General features: G+C 67.9%; 18 protein-coding genes. 12 read left to right on the top strand and 6 right to left on the bottom strand.

Annotated elements, in window-relative coordinates:
• Positions 1 to 34: 34 nt before the first annotated feature.
• The 3 genes from QNM97_RS18520 to QNM97_RS18510 all read left to right on the top strand — a co-directional run bounded on the left by QNM97_RS18520 (position 35) and on the right by QNM97_RS18510 (position 3,231).
• The gene (locus QNM97_RS18520; RefSeq protein WP_283819760.1) at positions 35 to 763 is read left to right on the top strand and encodes a TetR/AcrR family transcriptional regulator; all 729 of its coding nucleotides are present in this window, start codon (positions 35 to 37) and stop codon (positions 761 to 763) included.
• A 184-nt stretch (positions 764 to 947) separates the two neighbouring features.
• Positions 948 to 2,111: an acyl-CoA dehydrogenase gene (locus QNM97_RS18515; protein ID WP_283819759.1), complete on the top strand. Its 1,164-nt coding sequence runs from the start codon at positions 948 to 950 to the stop codon at positions 2,109 to 2,111.
• Positions 2,112 to 2,658: 547 nt separating this feature from the next.
• The gene (locus QNM97_RS18510) at positions 2,659 to 3,231 is read left to right on the top strand and encodes an endonuclease domain-containing protein (RefSeq protein ID WP_283819758.1); all 573 of its coding nucleotides are present in this window, start codon (positions 2,659 to 2,661) and stop codon (positions 3,229 to 3,231) included.
• Between the two features lie 64 nt (positions 3,232 to 3,295).
• On the opposite strand, the gene QNM97_RS18505 is transcribed toward QNM97_RS18510, so the two are convergent.
• The 4 genes from QNM97_RS18505 to gabT all read right to left on the bottom strand — a co-directional run bounded on the left by QNM97_RS18505 (position 3,296) and on the right by gabT (position 8,865).
• Positions 3,296 to 3,874 (bottom strand): YdcF family protein, encoded by a 579-nt coding sequence (locus QNM97_RS18505; RefSeq protein ID WP_283819757.1) that lies wholly within the window; start codon positions 3,872 to 3,874, stop codon positions 3,296 to 3,298.
• A gap of 72 nt (positions 3,875 to 3,946) precedes the next feature.
• A complete protein-coding gene (locus QNM97_RS18500; RefSeq protein ID WP_283819756.1) occupies positions 3,947 to 5,416 on the bottom strand; it encodes an NAD-dependent succinate-semialdehyde dehydrogenase in 1,470 nt (489 codons plus the stop codon).
• A gap of 56 nt (positions 5,417 to 5,472) precedes the next feature.
• Entirely contained in the window at positions 5,473 to 7,431 is a 1,959-nt protein-coding gene (locus QNM97_RS18495) for a primary-amine oxidase (RefSeq protein ID WP_283819755.1), read from the bottom strand.
• A 66-nt stretch (positions 7,432 to 7,497) separates the two neighbouring features.
• Entirely contained in the window at positions 7,498 to 8,865 is a 1,368-nt protein-coding gene (gene gabT / locus QNM97_RS18490; RefSeq protein ID WP_283819754.1) for a 4-aminobutyrate--2-oxoglutarate transaminase, read from the bottom strand.
• Positions 8,866 to 9,047: 182 nt separating this feature from the next.
• Here gabT and QNM97_RS18485 point away from each other — a divergent pair, with 182 nt between their 5' ends.
• From QNM97_RS18485 to ccsB, 8 genes are all read left to right on the top strand, one after another.
• Positions 9,048 to 10,574: a PucR family transcriptional regulator gene (locus tag QNM97_RS18485; RefSeq protein ID WP_283819753.1), complete on the top strand. Its 1,527-nt coding sequence runs from the start codon at positions 9,048 to 9,050 to the stop codon at positions 10,572 to 10,574.
• Positions 10,571 to 11,473 (top strand): SGNH/GDSL hydrolase family protein, encoded by a 903-nt coding sequence (locus tag QNM97_RS18480; RefSeq protein WP_283819752.1) that lies wholly within the window; start codon positions 10,571 to 10,573, stop codon positions 11,471 to 11,473. Before QNM97_RS18485 ends, QNM97_RS18480 begins: the two co-directional genes overlap by 4 nt.
• A 69-nt stretch (positions 11,474 to 11,542) precedes the next feature.
• Positions 11,543 to 12,880: a glutamate-1-semialdehyde 2,1-aminomutase gene (hemL, locus tag QNM97_RS18475; protein WP_283819751.1), complete on the top strand. Its 1,338-nt coding sequence runs from the start codon at positions 11,543 to 11,545 to the stop codon at positions 12,878 to 12,880.
• Positions 12,880 to 13,506 (top strand): histidine phosphatase family protein, encoded by a 627-nt coding sequence (locus QNM97_RS18470; protein ID WP_283819750.1) that lies wholly within the window; start codon positions 12,880 to 12,882, stop codon positions 13,504 to 13,506. Before hemL ends, QNM97_RS18470 begins: the two co-directional genes overlap by 1 nt.
• A 127-nt stretch (positions 13,507 to 13,633) precedes the next feature.
• A complete protein-coding gene (locus QNM97_RS18465; protein ID WP_283819749.1) occupies positions 13,634 to 14,320 on the top strand; it encodes a TlpA family protein disulfide reductase in 687 nt (228 codons plus the stop codon).
• Positions 14,317 to 15,105: a cytochrome c biogenesis CcdA family protein gene (locus tag QNM97_RS18460; protein ID WP_283819748.1), complete on the top strand. Its 789-nt coding sequence runs from the start codon at positions 14,317 to 14,319 to the stop codon at positions 15,103 to 15,105. The genes QNM97_RS18465 and QNM97_RS18460 overlap by 4 nt, the downstream gene beginning before the upstream one ends.
• The gene (gene resB, locus QNM97_RS18455) at positions 15,102 to 16,811 is read left to right on the top strand and encodes a cytochrome c biogenesis protein ResB (RefSeq protein WP_283819747.1); all 1,710 of its coding nucleotides are present in this window, start codon (positions 15,102 to 15,104) and stop codon (positions 16,809 to 16,811) included. The genes QNM97_RS18460 and resB overlap by 4 nt, the downstream gene beginning before the upstream one ends.
• Before the next feature lie 56 nt (positions 16,812 to 16,867).
• On the top strand, positions 16,868 to 17,896 hold the full coding sequence (gene ccsB / locus QNM97_RS18450; protein ID WP_283819746.1) for a c-type cytochrome biogenesis protein CcsB: 1,029 nt from the start codon (positions 16,868 to 16,870) through the stop codon (positions 17,894 to 17,896).
• Positions 17,897 to 17,974: 78 nt separating this feature from the next.
• Here the strand turns inward: ccsB and QNM97_RS18445 are convergent, their stop codons facing one another.
• A complete protein-coding gene (locus QNM97_RS18445) occupies positions 17,975 to 18,181 on the bottom strand; it encodes a hypothetical protein (protein ID WP_283819744.1) in 207 nt (68 codons plus the stop codon).
• A gap of 179 nt (positions 18,182 to 18,360) precedes the next feature.
• A complete protein-coding gene (locus QNM97_RS18440) occupies positions 18,361 to 18,582 on the bottom strand; it encodes a BldC family transcriptional regulator (RefSeq protein WP_079928894.1) in 222 nt (73 codons plus the stop codon).
• Between the two features lie 483 nt (positions 18,583 to 19,065).
• Between QNM97_RS18440 and QNM97_RS18435 the strand changes: the two genes are divergently transcribed.
• Positions 19,066 to 19,338, top strand: coding sequence for a DUF4229 domain-containing protein (locus QNM97_RS18435; RefSeq protein ID WP_283823247.1), 273 nt, complete (start codon positions 19,066 to 19,068; stop codon positions 19,336 to 19,338).
• Positions 19,339 to 19,342: the final 4 nt, after the last annotated feature.

The raw sequence follows: 19,342 nt of genomic DNA, 5'->3' as shown, positions 1-19,342 counted from the left end.
TCGCACTCGCGGCATCGCGCGCCATACTGAACAGATGGCACCGAGTGACACGACGGTCGATCCGGTTGATCTACGCACCCAGGTCGTCGCGGCGTCGATCCGGCTCTTCAGTGAGTACGGGTACGAGTCGACGACCGTCGATCAGATCGCCGCGGACGCCGGGGTCTCCCGACGCACGCTGTTCCGGCAGTTCCGCTCCAAGGAGGACATGATCTTCGCCGATCACGAGGCGTTGATCGCCCAGGTCGCCAAGCGTCTCGGTGCCGACGAGTTCGCACCGGACGAATCGGTGGACGGCCCGGACCCGTGGACGGACGTCTGCGATGCCGCCGAGATCGTCTTCACGCACTTCCTCGCCACCCGCGACCTCGCCGTCCGGCGGCTCCACGTCGTCACCCGGGTACCGGCACTGCGCGACCGCGAACTCGTCACCACCTATCGCTACCAGCGGGTCTTCGAGGAGTTCCTGCGCCGACGTCTGCCCGACGAGTCGCCCGAGCGCATCGTCGCCTTCGCCGCCGCGGTGACCTCGGTGCACAACTACCTGCTGCGGTCGATGATTCGTGGCGACGCCGACGCCACGGTGACCACGCTCCGCCGCGAACTCCGCCGCATCCGGCTGGCACTGGGTGCCGACGCCGGTGGCGACGAGCACGCCGCGACCGCGATCACCGTCGTCACGCACCCGATCGACGCGGGTGCCGATCAGATCGCCCGCGCAGTCGCCGAGGAGATCCGGGCCCACCGATCCCGCCGGACCTGACGGCACTCCACCGACGCGCTCCCTTCACGCGAGTGGCACGTAGTGTCGACATCTGCACTACCGACGGAGTATCCTGGCACTCAGTGTCGTCGTCTGAGGTGCCCGCATCCATCGCACGACCGGTACCCCGACGAGCATCGATCACCGTCGCGCGCCACTTCGCGCGCATCGAGGAGGAGCCCCCATGGCCTTTGGAAATCCCGGATTCAACGTCTTCGAACTGCCCGAGGAGCACGTCGCGCTCCGTGAGGCGATCCGTGCGCTCGCGGAGAAGGAGATCGCACCCCACGCCGCCGACGTCGACGAGAACGCGCGCTTCCCGCAGGAGGCCCTCGACGCGCTCGTCGCCAGCGGATTCAACGCGATTCACGTCCCCGAGGAGTACGACGGACAGGGTGCCGACTCGGTGGCCGCCTGCATCGTCATCGAAGAGGTTGCGCGGGTGTGTGGGTCGTCGTCGCTGATCCCGGCCGTCAACAAGCTCGGCACCATGGGACTGATCCTCAATGGTTCCGACGATCTCAAGGCCAAGGTGTTGCCGTCGATCGCCTCCGGTGAGGCGATGGCGTCCTACGCCCTCTCCGAGCGTGAGGCCGGTTCGGATGCGGCGTCGATGAAGACCCGCGCCCGCAAGGACGGCAGCAACTGGGTGCTCAACGGCTCCAAGTGCTGGATCACCAACGGCGGCAAGTCATCCTGGTACACCGTCATGGCGGTCACCGACCCCGAGAAGAAGGCCAACGGCATCTCGGCGTTCATGGTCCACGAGGACGACCCGGGCTTCACCGTCGGCCCGCTGGAGAAGAAGCTCGGCATCAAGGGATCGCCCACCGCCGAACTGTATTTCGAGGACTGCACTATTCCCGAGGATCGGATCATCGGCGACGAGGGCACCGGCTTCAAGACCGCGCTGCAGACCCTCGACCACACCCGCCCGACCATCGGTGCGCAGGCCGTCGGCATCGCGCAGGGGGCACTCGACAACGCCATCGCCTACGTCAAGGACCGCAAGCAGTTTGGCAAGCCGATCAGTTCGTTCCAGGGCGTGGAGTTCATGATCGCCGACATGGCGATGAAGGTCGAGGCCGCCCGGCTGATGGTCTACACCTCCGCCGCCCGCGCCGAGCGTGGCGAGAAGAACCTCGGCTTCATCAGCTCGGCGTCCAAGTGCTTCGCCTCCGACGTCGCCATGGAGGTCACCACCGACGCCGTGCAGCTCTTCGGTGGTGCCGGCTACACCCGTGACTTCCCAGTCGAGCGGATGATGCGCGACGCCAAGATCACCCAGATCTACGAGGGCACCAACCAGATTCAGCGTGTGGTGATGAGCCGCGCACTGCTGCGCTGAGCCGTCCCGGCCGAAACGGCGCCCCATCGACTCGTCGATCGGGCGCCGTTGTGCGTCGACCGTGCGCCCAATTGCGTCGATCGTGCGCTCAAACGCGTCGATCGTGCGCTCAAAGTCGTCGACCGTGCGCTCGAATTCACCGACCGGGCGTCCCCCGAGCCCACTCTTCCGCACATGTGCCGATTTCGACGGAACCATCGAGGCGACGGCTGCGTCGAATCTCCCATGACCATCGATGAACCCACAGCGACACCCGAACTCGTACTTCGACGCGACGCCCTCTCGGAACCGGGAATGTCGCCTGAACGATTCGCCGCGGAATTCCGGCTCCTTCGCGGCGAAGCGCACATCGGGCGCGGCGAGATGCTCACTGCACGTCAGCGGGTGATCGCGATCGCCTCTGCGGCGCAGGGAGATCCCGTGGTCGGCGGTCAGGCCAGCCATGGTCATGCACGGTTCCCGGTGGTTCGATTCGGATTTCCCGATATTGCTCATCCGAGGTGCCAGCGCCTCCGGCCGTGCGGCGCGGGGCTCCATCCCCCGCAGGGTGGATCTGCCGCCCGAACACATCGAGGTCATCGATGGCATCGCGGTCACCTCGCCGATCCGGACCGCCTTCGACGTCGGGAGGATTCAGCCGAGAATGCGCGCGATCGGCCATCTCGACGCGCTCGCCGCGGCCACCGCATACGACGTCGGTGAACTCGCCGACTACGCCGAGACGCAGAAGGGCGTCCGATACGTACGCCAGCTGAAAGGTCTCATCCCGCGGATCAATTCACGCTCGGAGTCGCCGCAGGAGAGTTCGAGCGGCCTGTTCTTCGACGACGCCGGACTTCCCACGATGGTCGTGCAATACGAGGTCTTCAACGAGTACGGCATCCTCGTTGCCCGCCACGACTGGGCCTACCCTGAGCTGAAGATCGGCATCGAGTACGACGGTGAGGAATACCATTCCAGTCCCGAACAACGAGCGAGCGATGCCGCGCGCGACGCGGAGTCGGCGAGACTCGGCTGGAAGGTCATCCGCGCGAACAAGCATCGGATGAGGACCCATCCCATGGGCGTGGTGAACGAGATCGCCGAGGCCATCCGCACACGCGGCGGCTACGACTCGTGAGCGCACGGTCGACGAAAATGAGCGCACGGTCGATGGATTCGAGCGCCCGGTCGGCGAAAGACGATCAGGCGTAGCTCGGCTGGAACGGCAGAGCGGCGTGCTCTTTGGCCGCGGCCGCCCGGAAATCGCCCATGGCCCTGGGCATGTGGAACGCGTTGGTGACGATCAGCGCGCCGGTGGCGCCCATGGCCTTGAGCATGGCGACGGTGTAGGTGGCGTTCTCCACGGTGTCGGTGGAGCGGCCTTCGTTGACCATCTGCCACATCGGCACACCGCGCCTCATCAGCCCGAGATTCATGAACTGTGCCTCCGACACCGGCAGCCACCAGGTATCGCCGCCGGAGACGATGACCCGATTGAACGGATGCGAACGAGCCAAGGCCGCGCCGGTGTCGAGGCGCTCATTCAGGATCGTCGGCGTCTGACCGAAGGTTCCCATCTTGGCCCCCAGCACGACGATGTAACGGGTCGGTGGACTCTGCCACAGGAACAGGCTGGTGGGGGAGAGTAGATCCGAGCTGCCCAGACCCGAACTGCCCCAATCCGAGGAGCCGTTGTCCGCGCGGGCCGGCGACGACACCAGGCCGCCGACGGTCACCGCGAGAACCACTGCCACGATTGATGCCACCACCCGAAGCCGCATGCGATGTAGCATAGCGCAGACTATTAGCCGTACTAATTGTCTCTTTGGCCTCGAATGATCACTTCGCGCGGATCAGGTGAAGGCCACGTACTTGACCGTCAGATACTCCTCGATGCCCTCCGAACCGCCCTCGCGACCGATGCCGGACTCCTTGACGCCGCCAAACGGTGCGGCGACGTCGGAGATCACTCCGCGATTCACCCCCACCATGCCGGAGTCCAGCGCCGTCGACACGCGCAGTGCCCGATCCAGGTCGCGGGTGAAGAAGTATGCGGCCAAACCGAAATCGGTAGAGTTGGCGGCCTTGATCGCCTCGTCCTCGGAGTCGAAGGAGCTGATCACGGCCACCGGGCCGAAGATCTCGCCGCGGGTGACCGGCGCGTACGCGTCGACGTTGTCGACGACGGTGGCCGGGTAGAAGAAGCCCTTTCCGCCGGGAGCCTTGCCGCCCAGGCGAACCCTGCCGCCGTGGGCGACGGCGTTCTCCACGGCCTCGGCGACCTTGTCGCGCTGCGCCGCGCTGACCAGCGGGCCGAGGGTCACGCCGTCGTCGTAGCCGGGCCCGATCCGGACCGCCGACATCTTCTCGACAAGCTTCTCGGTGAACTCCTCGACCACACCGGACTGCACCAGGAAGCGATTGGCCGCTGTGCACGCCTCGCCGCCGTTGCGCATCTTTGCCAGGAAGGCACCCTCGACGGCCTTGTCGACGTCGGCGTCGTCGAACACGACGAACGGCGCGTTGCCGCCGAGCTCCATCGACGTGCGCTGTACCCGCTCGGCGGCCTGGCCGAGCAGGTTCTTGCCGACCGGGGTCGAGCCGGTGAAGCTGATCTTGCGAATCCGGTCGTCGCCGATGATCGCCGACGACACCTCCCGCGCCCGCATCGTCGGCAACACCGACAGCACGCCCGCGGGCAGGCCGGCCTCGGCAAAGATCTCGGCGAGCGCCAGCATCGTCAACGGCGTCTCATGGGCCGGCTTGACCAGCATCACGTTGCCCGCGGCGAGTGCGGGACCGATCTTGCGCGTTCCCATGGCCAGCGGGAAATTCCACGGCGTGATCGCCAGGCACGGCCCGACCGGGGCGTGGGTGACCACGATCCGGCCGGTCCCGGCGGGCGAATGGGTGAACCGGCCGTCGATGCGTACCGCCTCCTCGGCGAACCACCGCAGGAACTCGTTGCCGTAGCGCGCCTCGGCGAGGCTGTCGGGCAGCGCGCGGCCGAGTTCAAGGGTCATCAGCATCGCGAGATCGTCGGTGCGGTCGGCCACGAGACCGAAAGCGCGACGCAGGATCTCGCCACGTTCGCGAGCCGGGGTCGCCGCCCAGTCGTCGGCAACCGAGGTCGCGATGTCCAGTGCCCGGCGGGCGTCCTCGACGGTCGCATCGGCCACCTGGGTCAACGGTTCCTCGGTCGCCGGATCGTAGACGGTGAACGTGCCCGCATCCGACGCGTCGACCGACTCACCGCCGATCCACAAGCCGGTGGGTACGCCGTCGAGAACGGCCTGGGTGTCGATGATCTCGGTGGTGCTCATGGAAGGTCCTCTCGCTGCGATGCTGGATGCGCCGGTGTTCGGTGGTGTTTGCCGATTCAGTGGTGCTCGGTGTTCGACGCGTGGCAGTGCGCCGATGGCGACGGCTCGACGTCGAGTGCCGGGTTGCGGTCGAAGAAGCCGAAAGGCTTGAGCCAGAACGAGACCACGTCGGCCGGCATGACCGGCCAGTCCTCGGGACGGGTGATGTGGTGGATGCCGAACACATACCAGAGGACGACGTCGGTGTTCTCGATCGACCGATTGTTCTTGGTCCACTCCGCCAAACCCGTGTCGCGCTCGGATTGGTTGACGAATTCCCCTGCGGGCCAACGCTCGTCGGCATTGTTCGGCGTCACCCACAGGGTGTGGCCGATGACGGTGGCGCGCTGGAAGACCGGCGAGGCGGGATCGAACATCGCCGGGAACGCGCCGGTCGGGGACAGCTTGTAGGCCGGATGGTGACCGAGTTCGGTGGTGCGGTTGGTGTTGACGATCTTCCAGCTCTTCTGCGTCGCGAAGTCCGGGTCCTGCATGCCCTCGTTCTCGGTGCGCAGTGCCGTATTACGTTGCGTCAGAGACAATCCGAGCGGATTCCCCGGGCCCATCGGCTCGGCTACGGTCTCCGAGGCGAACACGGTGTTGTCGGTGCCGTCGATGTCGAGGTCGAGCCGCGCGACGAGGAAGTGCTGGTGGAATGGTGCATACGTGCGATCGTCGATGACGGTGCCGTGTGGATTGCTGGTCACCCCGGGCGGCATCGGTGTGGTCACCATGATGCCGGTGGCGCGGACCTCGCACTCGATGTTGCCGTCCTGGTAGAACCGCCAGTACACCAGGTATTCGTAATTGGCCACGGTCACATGGAAACTCACCGTGAGCCGCCGCATGCGTCGGACCTCGGCGCCGGCGTCGTGATCGACGTGCTTCCAGAGGACGGCGTTGTCCTCCTCGTGGATGCAGATGGCGTTGGTGATGGTGTAGGGCTCACCGGCGCTGTTGTGCAACACCGCATCGAGGTAGCGGATCTCGCCGAGGCAGTCGCAGCCGAGTTCGAGCGAGGTCGTCATGAAGCCCAGACCCCACTCGCCGATGTCGAAAGCCGTACGGCGGTAATGGTCCTCGCAGTGATCGCGATAGGGCACCACCATCTCGGCGAACGACATGCGATGCGCCACCGACCGCTCGCGTCCGGCGTCGTTGTAGGTTACCGAGTGCAGGGTCATGCCCTCGCGATAGTTGAAACCCACTCGCAGCGACCAGTTCTGCCACGTCAGCTGGTTGCCGTCGAGGGTGAACGACGGCCCCTCGGGCTGGGCGATCTCCAGTGGCTTGAGCGGCGGGCGCTTGAAGGTGTCGCGGATGCGTTGTGGGATGTGGCGTGGCACATACTCGCCCATCACCTGCGGACGCTCGAAGCTGCCGGAGCCATCGGCCCCACTCCCGGCGGCCGCATCCTCGATGCGCAGCAACTCCATCGTGTTCACGTCGATCACACAGTGCAGCCCCGACACGGGATTCGCGTACGGATTGGCGCCTTCGGCGTTTTTGACCCAGGTGTCCGACCAGCCCAGGCGCCGTCCCTTGAACTCCTCGGGGATCAGCGCACCGCCGTAGGTCCAGGTGTCCATGAAGACCAGGTCGAGGTCGGTGATCCCGCGTCGTGCCAGCGCCGCCTGCACCTCCGGGTGTGCCCGCAACACCCGATCACATTCCTCGAACTCGTCGACGGTGAAGTTCGCCTGCACGTCCGGGACCAGATCGAACGACTCGACGGTCTCGTCGGTGAGGCGGACCACCGACTTGTACGTCAGGTTCTCGGAACTGTTGAGACAGATGACGATCGCCCGCCGTGCGGGGACGGTGCCGTCGGCCTCGTACGCGGCGAGCTCTGCCTTACCCGGCTCGGCGAGTTCGATGGAGGCGTACCGCCATCCGTCGCCGACCCCCTGCTCGCGCGAGAGAACCGCGGAGACGGCCCGGAATTCGTCGGCGGAGAGTGGATCGAGCGGGTGCATACGGTGTCCTTTGTCTCGCAGCGGTTTTCGGATGTGGACGGTTGGGGTATGATCGCGCGGGGTCGATCAGGCGAGAGACCTGATGGCGTCACTCAGGACGCCGAGGCCCTCGCGGAGCAGGTCGTCGCCGATCACCAGCGGCGGCAGGAGCCGGATCACGTTGCCGTAGGTGCCGCAGGTCAAAACGATGACGCCCTGGGCGTGACACGCGGCGGCGACCGCCTTGGTGAGCGCCGGATCTGCTTCCTGCCCGCCGGGGCGGACGAGTTCGATTGCGATCATGGCACCGCGCCCGCGGATCTCGCCGATCACCGACTTGCCCTGCGCGGCAAGTTCATCGGCCGTTTCGGAGAGCACGGAGGTGATGACCTCGCCGATGTGGCGGGCCCGCCCGGCCAGATCGAGGGTCTCCATCTGCTCGATCGCGGCGAGGGCCGCGGCGCACGCGACCGGGTTTCCGCCGTAGGTGCCGCCGAGCCCGCTGGCGTGTACAGCGTCGAGGAGTTCGGCGCGGCCGGTCACCGCAGAGAGCGGCATGCCGCCGGCGATGCCCTTGGCCATGGTGATCAGATCGGGGACGACGCCCTCCTCCTCGCACGCGAACCACGTTCCGGTGCGGGCGAATCCGGCCTGCACCTCGTCGGCGATGAACACGACGCCGTTCTCGCGGCACCACTGCGCCAGGGTGGTCAGGAATCCCGGTGCGGGCACGATGAATCCGCCCTCGCCCTGGATGGGTTCGATGATGATGGCGGCGAGCGAGTCGGCGCCGATCTGCGTCGTCATCGCCGAGATCGCATGTTCGGCTGCGGCTTTCCCGTCCGTACCGAACTGGTCGCGGAACGGATAGCTCATCGGCATCCGGTACACCTCGGGGGTGAACGGACCGAAATGCGCCTTGTACGGCATGTTCTTCGCGGTCAACGCCATCGTCAGATTGGTGCGGCCGTGGTAGGCGTGGTCGAAGGCGACCACCGCGTCACGCCCGGTCGCCAGGCGCGCGATCTTCACCGCGTTCTCGACGGCCTCGGCACCCGAGTTGAACAGGGCGGTGCGCTTGTCGTGATCACCGGGGGTGAGCGCATTGAGCTTCTCGGCCACCGCGACGTAGCTGTCGTAGGGCGCGACCATGAAGCAGGTGTGGATGAGATGGGCGGCCTGTGCGCCGACGGCGGCGGCCACCGCGGGGTTGGCCGAGCCCACCGACGTGACCGCGATACCGGAGCCGAGGTCGATCAGCGAGTTCCCGTCGACGTCGACGAGGACGCCGCCGTCACCGTCGGCGGCGTAGGACGGCAGGATCGAACTGACCCCGGCCGCCACCGCGGCGGATCGGCGGGCACCCAGCTCGATCGACCGCGGGCCCGGCAGGTCGGTCACCAGCCGCCGCTCCTGGGGCAGGCGGTAGACGATTTCGGTGGCGGAAGCGGTCATCGGGTGTCACCTCGTGCTCGATGTTGGGGGGCCTGTTGTTGTGGGGGCCTGGAGTGCGCGGCCGCACTGGACGCTGCTGGTGATCAGTGTTCGCCCAGTGACCCGGTTCACGCGCCTGACAATGTGTCCATCGATTTCCCGGTGACACTCCAGAATGTCCAGTCCGGGCGTACGGTGAACGGGTGTCGACGTCGGTTCGGTGGCTGATCGCCCAACGCAGCCTCGAATTGGTGCTGCATGCCGGCGGTGCGGGCCTCGAACGCCCCATCGACAGTGCGGTCAGTTCCGAACTGCTCACCGCCGCCGAGTGGATGGTGGGCGGCGAGGTGCTGCTCACCACCGGGCTCCGGCTCACCGAGGACCCCGCGGAACAGCAACGCTACGTGCGTTCGCTCGACGAGGTCGGTGTCGCCGCGCTCGGTTTCGGGGTGGGCCTGGGTTTCGACGCCATACCGCAGGCGATGATCAGCGCCGCCGACGACGTGGGCCTTCCTCTGTTCGAGGTTCCGCTGCACATCCCGTTCTCGGCGATCACCCGCGCCCTGCTCGACCAGATCGCCGCCGGCCGCTCGGCCCGCCTGGTGTCGGCGACCCGCGCGCAACCCCGCATGACACGTGCGGCGGTGGCCCGCGGCCCGGCCGCGGTGGTCGGTGAACTCGGCGACGCGATCGAGCGTCGGGTGCTGCTCCTCGACGCCAACCACGCCGAGGTGGCGTCCGCGCCCGCCCCGCCCGACCCCGACGATCTCGCCCGGGTCCGTGCCCTCGTCGCCCGCGACCCGGCGTCGGCGGGCGCGGTGTTCGTCGCCGACGACGTCACCTTCATGGTCACCCGGATCGGCTCGGCCACAAGGACATTCGGATTCCTCGGGGTCGTCGGTGCGCCGCTCGACGAGGTGAATCGGATGCTCGTCGGCCACGCCACCTCGTTGCTGGCCATCGAGTACGCCAAACCGCAGGAGGTGCGTCGGGAGATGGCGCTGCTGCAGACCGACGTGCTCGGCTCGGCGCTCGACGGGGTCGTCGGGCCCACCGCCCTGCGGGTGTTGCGGCGAGCCGCCGGCCCCGACGACGCGGTACGGGCGGTCGTGTTCACCTTCGCCGACGACGCCGATGCCGAACGGGGGCAGGCACGCCTGACCGACGAACTCGAACGCCGGTGGCGGCCGGTGTTCGTGCACCGTGCCGGGGCCGAGGTGACGACCCTGCTGCGCGGTGACGACACCGTCGATGTGGCGATCGGCCTGCTGAACGTGCTCGCGACCGCCGCGACGGTGCGCGGTGGGATCGGCCCGCCGGTCCGCCTGGCCGACGCGGCGGAGGTGCCCGACACCACCGCCGTCGCCGCGTCGGTCACGCAGGCCCGCATGGCCTGTCGCTCGGCCGCGGTGGGGCAACTCGTCGACCTCGACGACGCGCAGTCGCTGCTGGCGGTCGACCCGGTGCGACAAGCGTTGGCCGACAACCACGATCGGCGTCTGGCGCCGATCCTCGACCACGATCGTCTCCAGGGCACCGCGCTGCATCAAAGTCTGCTGGCGTATCTCGAGGCCAACGGCAACTGGGGGAGTGCGGCCACCGCGCTCGGCGTGCACCGGCACACCCTGCGCAGCCGGATCGAGCGCGTCGAGGACATGCTCGCCGTCGACCTCGCCGACGCCCGCACCCGCGCGGAACTGTTGCTGATGATGCTCGGGGCCGACGCATGAGGCGCGGGGTGCTCGCCACGATGCTCGCGGCGCTGCTGGTCCTCGTGGCCGGCTGTGGCGCCGACGACGGATCTCCCGCGCCGTCGTCGTCCTCGTCGGCCCCGGGTTCGACCAGCACCGCCCCGGCCGCGACCCCATATGTGAACCTCGGCGACAGTTACGCCGCGGGCGCCGGAGCGCTTCCGGTGCAAGCGGACTCACCATTCCTGTGTCAGCGGTCGGCGATCAACTTCGCGCACCTCGTCGCCGCGCAACGCCGCCTACCGCTGACCGACGTGAGCTGCTCGGGCGCCGACACCGCCGACCTGACCACGAGCCAATACTTCGGCATACCACCACAACTCGACGCACTCGGACCGCAAACCCGGTTGGTGACGCTGATGCTCGGCGGCAACGACGAGAACACCTTCGGCGGGGCGATCAGCAAGTGCGGTGACGTGATCGCCGACAGCACCGGCGTCCCCACGGGCTCACCGTGCCGGGATCGATACGGCTCGGAGTTGACCGCACCCATCGACGCCGACATCTACCCCGCTCTCGTGGACGGCCTCACCCGGATTCGCGCCCGCGCCCCGAACGCCCGCGTCGTCATCGTGGGCTATCCGTGGATTCTGCCCGCCACGCAGGGCTGCTACCCGGCGATGCGTGTCGCGCCCGGTGACGTGCCGTATTTGCGTGGACTGCAGGCCGACCTCAACGACGCCGTGCGTCGCGCCGCCGAGAAGACCGGCGTCACCTTCGTCGACATGTCGCAGGTGTCGCAGGGCCACGACGCGTGCGCGGGTGCGGCGCGCTGGATCGAACCGCAGCAGGGCACCACGGCGCGGATCACGGTGCATCCCAACGCCCGCGGCCAGGAGGTCATCGCGGCGCGGATCGAGGCCGCGCTGGGGCGGTGAGCACGCCCCGGCAGCGCCCTGACCAGGCCGAATTTCTCTCACTCGGTGCCATTTGGAACACTGGAGGCCGTGAGCAGATCCGCCGACGTCGCCGTGAAGTCCAGTGAGCTGTTCGAACGGGCGCAACATGCGATCCCCGGTGGGGTCAACTCGCCGGTGCGTGCGTTCTCCGCCGTCGGCGGCGATCCCCGGTTCATCGCGTCGGCCACGGGCTGCACGCTGACCGACGTCGACGGCAACGACTACGTCGACCTGGTGTCGTCGTGGGGGCCGATGATCCTCGGTCACGCCCACCCCGCCGTCGTCGAGGCCGTGCAGCGTGCCGCCGCGGGCGGACTGTCGTTCGGCGCGCCCACCGAGTCCGAGATCGAGCTGGCCGAGGAGATCATCGACCGCGTCGACCCGGTGCAGCGGGTGCGGCTGGTCAACTCCGGCACCGAGGCGACCATGTCGGCGATCCGGTTGGCCCGCGGCTTCACCGGCCGCCCCAAGATCATCAAGTTCTCCGGCTGCTACCACGGCCACGTCGACGCACTGCTCGCGGACGCCGGCTCGGGTGTGGCCACCCTCGGCCTGCCGACCAGCCCCGGCGTCACCGGTGCCGCCGCCCACGACACCCTCGTGCTGCCCTACAACGACCTCAAGGCCGTCGCGAAGGCCTTCGAGGAGTTCGGTGACGACATCGCCGCGGTGATCACCGAGGCCGCCGCGGGCAACATGGGCGCCGTCGCCCCGGTCGACGGTTTCAACGCAGGCCTGCGTGAGCTGACCCGCCGTCACGGTGCCCTGCTGATCATCGACGAGGTGATGACCGGATTCCGGGTCAGCCCGGCCGGCTGGTACGGACTCGAGGGTGTCGGCGCCGACCTCTACACCTTCGGCAAGGTGATGAGCGGTGGCCTGCCCGCCGCCGCCTTCGGCGGTCGCGCCGACGTCATGGAGCGACTCGCCCCGACCGGCCCCGTCTATCAGGCGGGCACGTTGTCGGGGAATCCGGTGGCCGTCGCCGCCGGCCTGGCCACGCTGCGAACCGCCGACGCGGCGGTCTATTCGGCCCTCGACGCCAACGCCGACCGCCTCGCCGGCCTGCTCACCGACGCCCTGCAGACCGCCGGGGTCGCCCACCGCGTACAGAAGGCCGGCAACCTCCTCAGTGTGTTCTTCACCACAGACGACGCCGCCGACACCAGCATCGTCGACTACGCGGGCGTGAAGGCCACCCAGACCTGGCGTTTCGCACCGTTCTTCCACGCACTGCTCGACGCCGGTGTGTACCCGCCGCCCAGCGCGTTCGAGGCCTGGTTTGTCTCGGCGGCGCTGGACGAGGATGCTTTCACTCGAATTGCCGACGCGTTGCCGGCCGCTGCGCGGGCCGCGGCAACCGCGCCCACTCCCGGGGAGAGCTGATGCACACGATCGTTCACATGATGCGCCATGGTGAGGTGCACAATCCCGACGCCATCCTCTACGGACGGCTGCCCGGTTTCCATCTCTCCGACACCGGTCGCGCGCAGGCCCGCAAGGTCGCCGACGCGCTCACCGACCACGACATCACCGCGGTATTCGCCTCCCCGCTGCAGCGCGCACAGGAGACCGCCGGACCGATCGCCGCCGCCCACGACCTGCCGATCCTCACCAACGACGAACTCATCGAGGCCGACAACATCTTCGAGGGACTCAAGGTCTCGGTCGGCGACGGCGCGCTGCGCAAGCCGCGGCACTGGCCCAAGCTGCGCGACCCGTTCACCCCGTCGTGGGGCGAGCCGTACATCCAGCTCGCGCACCGGATGCTGGCCGCGGCCAACAAGGCCCGCGACGCCGCCCGCGGCCACGAGGCCGTCTGCGTGAGTCATCAGCTGCCGGTGTACACGTTGCGCCGCTTCCTCGAGGGCCAGCGCCTCTGGCACGATCCGCGTCGTCGCCAGTGCTCGCTCGCGTCGTTGACCAGCCTCATCTACGACGACGACGCCCTCGTCGACATCATCTATTCCGAGCCGGCCGGTGCGTCGGATCCACTCGTGACCGGGGCCTGAGCAGGAGAGTGTTGAACGCGTGAGGGTGCGAGATCGTGGTGGTCGTGACGTGTGTCCGACCCCGTCGGAACGAGGCCACCGGCACCCCTCGCGACCCCGCGCCCGACTTGTCGCAAACGCGCCGATCGTGAGAATCGTTGCCGCGCTGCTGGTTTCACTGGCGTTCGGGGTGGCGTTGACCGCGTGCGGTACCGGCGACGACGCGGTCTCGCAGGGCGACACCTTCCAGTTCGTCTCACCCGGTGGGCAGACCGTCATCACCTACGATCAGGCCGACCGCAAACACATCGCCGACGTCTCCGGCGAGAACCTGACGACCGGAAAGCCGTTGTCGCTCAGCGGCCCCGAGTTCGCCGACAAAGCAGTCGTGATCAATGTGTGGGGCTCGTGGTGCGGCCCGTGCCGCGGTGAGGCGTCGGCCCTCGAGCAGGTCTACGAGCAGTACAAGGACCAGGGCGTCAACTTCCTCGGCATCAATCTGCGCGACAATCAGCAATCGGCACAGGATTTCGTGGACGACCGCCACGTCGGGTACCCGTCGATCTACGACTTCGCCGGGGCCTCGCTGGCCGCGCTGACCACCCCGACGTCGGTGGTGCCGACGACCATCGTGCTCGACCGGCAGCATCGCCCGGCCGCGGTGTTCCTGCGCGCGGTCAGCGCCGACGAACTCGGCGCGATGGTCGGCAAGGTGATCGCCGAGGACCCGGCACCGGGCAGCTCGACGGCACCCGCTTCCGGCGCCCCGTCGTCCACCGCTCCGGCGCCCACCCCTGCGTCTGCCGCTCCGTCGTCTGCCGAGGTGCCCCAGTGAGCGGTATCGGACAGACCTTCGCCGACACGGTGTCCTCCGGGCCGCTGCTGCTCGGGGTGGCCGCGGCGGCGGTCGCCGGGATGGTGTCGTTCGCCTCGCCGTGCGTGGTGCCACTGGTCCCGGGGTATCTGTCGTATCTCGCCGGACTCGTCGGTGCCGAGGCCCCCGCGGTCACCGTCGGCGAACCCGCCAAACGCGGTCGCTCGCGCGTCGCGGTGGCCGCCCTGCTGTTCGTCCTCGGGTTCACCGTCGTCTTCGTCGCCGCCACCGCGACGGTGATCGGTTTCACCAGCACCGTCATCGTCAATCACGAACTGCTGCAACGCATCGGCGGGGTGGTCACCATCGTGATGGGGCTGGTGTTCATCGGTCTGATCCCGATGATGCAGCACGAGGTCCGGATGGCCCCGCGGATGGTGTCCAACATCGTCGGTGCCCCGTTGCTCGGTGCGGTTTTTGCGCTCGGCTGGACGCCGTGCCTCGGGCCGACGCTGGCCGCGGTCATCGCCACCGCGTCGGGTACCGAGGGGGCGACCGCCGCCAAGGGCGTCACCCTGATCATCGCGTACTGCCTGGGTCTGGGTATCCCGTTCGTGGTACTTGCGTTCTCCTCGGCGTGGGCGTTGCGCAGCCTCGGCTGGCTGCGCAATCATGCCCGCGCCATCCAGGTCTTCGGAGGTGTCATGTTGATCCTCGTCGGTATCGCGCTGGTCACCGGACTGTGGGATCAGTTCATCGCCTGGGTGCGCGACGCCTTCATCACCGATCAGGTGTTGCCGGTATGACCCGCGCCGACACCGCGCTCGCCGACCACCCGGCCCAGCCCACCCCGCCGCGCCGCCCGCACTGGGTGCTGCGCCGGGTGCTGTGGCCGCTGCGCAACCTGTGGCGGTCGCTGACCTCGATGCGCACCGCGCTGGTGCTGCTGTTCCTGCTCGCGCTCGCCGCGATCCCGGGAGCACTGCTCCCACAGCGCGAACTCAACGAGCAGAAGACGCTCAAGTACATCTCCGACCACGGCACCCTGGGCACGTGGATGGACAAGCTGCAGCTGTTCGACGTGTTCTCCAGCGCCTGGTTCACCGCGATCTATGTGCTGCTGTTCGTGTCGTTGGTGGGCTGCCTGACCCCGCGACTGATCGAGCACGCCAAGAGCCTGCGCGCCAAACCGGTTGCCGCGCCCCGCAATCTGAGTCGACTGCCGCGTCACCTCACCACCACCGTCGACGGTGATCCCGAGGAGATCGCCGAGCGGGTCTCGACGAACCTGCGGGGCTGGCGCCGCAACATCGTCGTCCGTGATGACGCAGCAGCGGGCGACGACGCGGCAACAGGCAAGGTCGTCGAGGTCTCCGCGGAGAAGGGGTATCTGCGCGAATTCGGCAACCTGGTCTTCCATTTCGCCCTCCTCGCCCTGCTGGTGTCGATCGCGCTCGGCAAGCTCTACGGTTACGAGGGCACCCGCAGTCTCGTCGCCGACGGCGAGGGCCTGTGCAACACCTCGACCGCGGTGTACGACTCGTTCCGGGCCGGCGCGATGGTCGACGGCACCGACCTCAACCACTTCTGCTTCAAGGTCGACGCGTTCTCGGCGACCTTCCTGCCCAACGGTCAGCCCGACATGTACGACGCGAAGATGTCCTACACCAAGGGCGCCGGCACCTCTGCCGGTGACTGGCATCAGAGGTCGGTGAAGGTCAACGACCCGCTGCGGGTCGCCGGCGACCGCGTCTACGTCCTCGGCAACGGATTCGCCCCCACCTTCACCGTCACCTTCCCCAACGGGGAGAAGCGCACCCAGACCGCCCTGTTCATCCCCGACGAGCTGCAGACGATGCTCTCCTCGGGCGCGGTGCGCTTCGACACCCCGGCCGGCCTCTACCCCGACGAGGACGTGCGCCGCAAGAACCAGATCGCCATCGAGGGACTTTTCGCCCCGACCGCGGATTACCAAGGGACCCTGCTCAGTTCGTCGTCGCCGGTGCCCAACGACCCGCAGGTCGCGATCCGCATCTACAAGGGCGACACCGGACTCGACACCGGCCTCCCGCAGAACGCCTACTCGCTCGACCAGAGCCTCATCAACCAGGGCAGGCTGCAACGACAGGCCCAGGTGAACCTCGCCAAGGGCGCCAGCACGACCCTGGCCGACGGCACCGTCGTCAGCTTCGACGGCTACCAGCGCTGGGTGTCGGTGCAGGTCTCGCACGACCCCGCCCAGGACTGGGTGCTGGTGTCGGCGGTGGCGATGCTGATCGGTCTGCTGGTGTCGCTGCTGGTGCGCCGACGCCGGATCTGGGTGCGGCTGGTGCCGGCCGATCCGGACCGGACGGGCACCGACAACGGCAAACGACGTACGGTAGTAGAAATCGGCGGCCTCGCCCGGACCGATCAGGCCGGTTGGGGCGAGGGTTTCGACGAGCAGGCGGCCGGGTTGGTGGAGCCCGGCGGTGGCTCGGCGAAACGCATGTCGAGATGGCGCAAACTCTGACACGGGCGCACCCACGGCGGCCGCATGTTCTTCCGCAGGACTGATGAGGTGAATCGATGAACACTGGTACAGAGCACGTCGACGAGACGCTCGCCCGGTACTCCGACCTGCTGTTCGGTACCGCCATCACCGTGTACGTGCTGGCGATGCTGCTGTTCCTCGCGGCCCTCGCCGGCGCGCGGACCAGGCGTCTGGCGTCGAAGGAACTCGTCGGGGCGTCCGTCGGATCGGGCACCGCCGGAGCCGGTGCCTCCGGGGAACGCACCCCCGGCAAGATCTCCGACACCGGGAGCCGCCGGACCTTCTCCGAGACCCTGGGCGCGATGGCCTATCCGGTGGTCTTCGTCGGTCTGGCCGCGCACATCGCATCCATCGTCTGCCGCGGGATGGCCGTCGATCGTGCGCCCTGGGGCAACATGTACGAGTTCATCTCGCTGACCTGTGCGGCCGGTGTCGTCGCCGGTGTCGTCGTGCTCCGCAAACCCGCGAACCGGCCGCTGCTGTCGTTCGTGCTGGTCCCGGTCGCGCTGCTGATGTTCATCGCCGGCACCGAGCTCTACACCCAGGCCGCCCCGGTGGTGCCCGCGCTCAAGTCGTACTGGCTGGCCATCCACGTCTCGATCATCTCGGTGAGCTCCGGCGTCCTGCTGGTGTCGGGGGTGTCGAGCATGCTCTATCTCGTCAAAATGCAGTGGGGCGAGAAGGCCGAGTCCCTCGAACGCACCGAGACCGGTGCCAAGGGTGCGGTGATGCGGCTGGTCGCGCACATCCCGGGCGCCGACGCCCTCGACCGCCTCGCCTACAAATGCGTCGTCTTCGGCTTCCCGCTGTTCGGCCTGGGCGTCATCTGCGGCGCCATCTGGGCCGAATCCGCGTGGGGACGCTTCTGGGGCTGGGACCCCAAGGAGACCGTCTCGTTCATCGCGTGGGTGATCTACGCGGCCTACCTGCACGCGCGGGCCACGGCCGGCTGGCGCAACACCGCGGCCGCCTGGATCAACGTCGCAGGCTTCGTCGCGATGCTCTTCAACCTGTTCATCATCAACCTGGTGGTCTCCGGTCTGCACTCCTATGCAGGACTGTGAGTAGCCCGCACGCACACGAATGCGCCCCCGGAGGAAGACTCCGGGGGCGCATTCGTGTCGGTATCGGGGTGAGGCCGATCAGTGATCGTCCGGGTCGGACCCGTTGGTTCCGCGGCTGCGACGGTCGAGATCCATCAGGAACTCGGGATCGTCGTCGGGGCCGACTGGGCCGCGTTTGACGGCCGGTACGCGTGTGCCGTCGTCATCGATCAGGCTGGAACCGAATACGCGCCACAACAGAAAACCGACGGCCATGATGCCGACCAAAGTGAGCAGAAATGCCATGGCAACCTCCCACTCACCACATTACGCGACGGTAGACGCGAGATGCGTCGTCCGACCGACGTCAAAAGTGCAGGTGTCGGGCGGCACTGAGGTGGTACGGCGTGTGCGCCGATGGCGTGGCCCGGTCGGCGTCGTGTGGACGGCGACACCGACCGAGCCTGCCGAGGCTGTGCTGTCTCTCAGGGCACGCGGCGGTTCAGCAGGGCGACGACGTCTTCCTCGCGGAAGCGACGATGCCCACCCGGGGTACGGATCGAGCCGAGGATTCCCGAGCTGGCCCACCGCGCGACGGTCTTGGGATTCACATTGAACATCGACGCCACCTGTCCGGGGGTCAGCGTGTGCTGGCTCGCCATGCCCGGGGTGATCATCGACAGCGGGTTGGAGTGAATTGCGGTCATGGGAGGACTCCCTCGTGTGTCCGTGCCGAGAACCTGACGCTCTCGGACCCTTCGCGCGCAGTCGCGCGCTGACTCAATGAATACACGCAAAACGCCCAGGTACTCGAACCGTCAGCGGTAGGTAAAGAGAGTGCAAAGAAGCCTGTGACCTGCGCACACGTCCGACCAGTGCCTTTTACGTCCCCTTTGCCGACCCCGGTGACACCCTTGGTACAAAGTGGGCCCTCGACCGCTCCTCGACGTGCACGCCGACCGGGCGCACTTGTGCGTCGATCGGGCGCCCATATCCGCCCATCGGGCGTCCGATTTCGTCGACCGTGCGCTCAATCCCGCCGACCGTGCGCTCATTCGCCCCGACTGTGCGTCGATTCGCGTCGATCGGGCGCTCGCCCCTCACCGAGCGGGCAGACCGCGGCGGGTCGCCGGGCCGCGCCACAACGTACGCTGGTCGCCGTGAGTGAAGAGCGTAAACCGCAGGTCGGTATGGGCAGCCTCCTGGCGTCCATCGGCCTGTACACCCTGGCCCGTCTCGTGTTGGTGGTCGTGGTGGCCGCGATCATCATCGGCATCGGCAAGCTCGCGGGCGTCAACGTCCCACTGCTGGTGGCCCCGGTGTTCGGGGTCCTGATCGCGCTGCCGCTGGGCATGGTCGTGTTCAAGTCGCTGCGCACCCGCGTCAACACCCAGATCTCCGCCGTCGACGAGCAGCGCCGCAAGCGCCACGACGAGCTGCAGTCGAAGCTGCGTGGCAGCTGACCCG

Origin of the sequence: Gordonia sp. L191 (assembly GCF_030077625.1) — a bacterium.
Lineage (GTDB): Bacteria > Actinomycetota > Actinomycetes > Mycobacteriales > Mycobacteriaceae > Gordonia > Gordonia polyisoprenivorans_A.
Note: the sequence above shows the minus strand (reverse complement) of the source record. Positions and strands in the feature narration are given on the sequence as shown.

What these genes read in the sequence shown, in the direction of transcription:
- ccsB (WP_283819746.1), top strand. Translation starts at nt 16,868, where the DNA reads ATGAACACTGGTACAGAGCACGTCGACGAGACGCTCGCCCGGTACTCC.
- QNM97_RS18440 (WP_079928894.1), bottom strand. Translation starts at nt 18,582, where the DNA reads ATGACCGCAATTCACTCCAACCCGCTGTCGATGATCACCCCGGGCATG.
- QNM97_RS18515 (WP_283819759.1), top strand. Translation starts at nt 948, where the DNA reads ATGGCCTTTGGAAATCCCGGATTCAACGTCTTCGAACTGCCCGAGGAG.
- QNM97_RS18495 (WP_283819755.1), bottom strand. Translation starts at nt 7,431, where the DNA reads ATGCACCCGCTCGATCCACTCTCCGCCGACGAATTCCGGGCCGTCTCC.
- QNM97_RS18505 (WP_283819757.1), bottom strand. Translation starts at nt 3,874, where the DNA reads ATGCGGCTTCGGGTGGTGGCATCAATCGTGGCAGTGGTTCTCGCGGTG.
- QNM97_RS18445 (WP_283819744.1), bottom strand. Translation starts at nt 18,181, where the DNA reads ATGGCATTTCTGCTCACTTTGGTCGGCATCATGGCCGTCGGTTTTCTG.
- QNM97_RS18435 (WP_283823247.1), top strand. Translation starts at nt 19,066, where the DNA reads ATGGGCAGCCTCCTGGCGTCCATCGGCCTGTACACCCTGGCCCGTCTC.
- QNM97_RS18470 (WP_283819750.1), top strand. Translation starts at nt 12,880, where the DNA reads ATGCACACGATCGTTCACATGATGCGCCATGGTGAGGTGCACAATCCC.
- QNM97_RS18500 (WP_283819756.1), bottom strand. Translation starts at nt 5,416, where the DNA reads ATGAGCACCACCGAGATCATCGACACCCAGGCCGTTCTCGACGGCGTA.
- QNM97_RS18520 (WP_283819760.1), top strand. Translation starts at nt 35, where the DNA reads ATGGCACCGAGTGACACGACGGTCGATCCGGTTGATCTACGCACCCAG.
- resB (WP_283819747.1), top strand. Translation starts at nt 15,102, where the DNA reads ATGACCCGCGCCGACACCGCGCTCGCCGACCACCCGGCCCAGCCCACC.
- gabT (WP_283819754.1), bottom strand. Translation starts at nt 8,865, where the DNA reads ATGACCGCTTCCGCCACCGAAATCGTCTACCGCCTGCCCCAGGAGCGG.
- QNM97_RS18480 (WP_283819752.1), top strand. Translation starts at nt 10,571, where the DNA reads ATGAGGCGCGGGGTGCTCGCCACGATGCTCGCGGCGCTGCTGGTCCTC.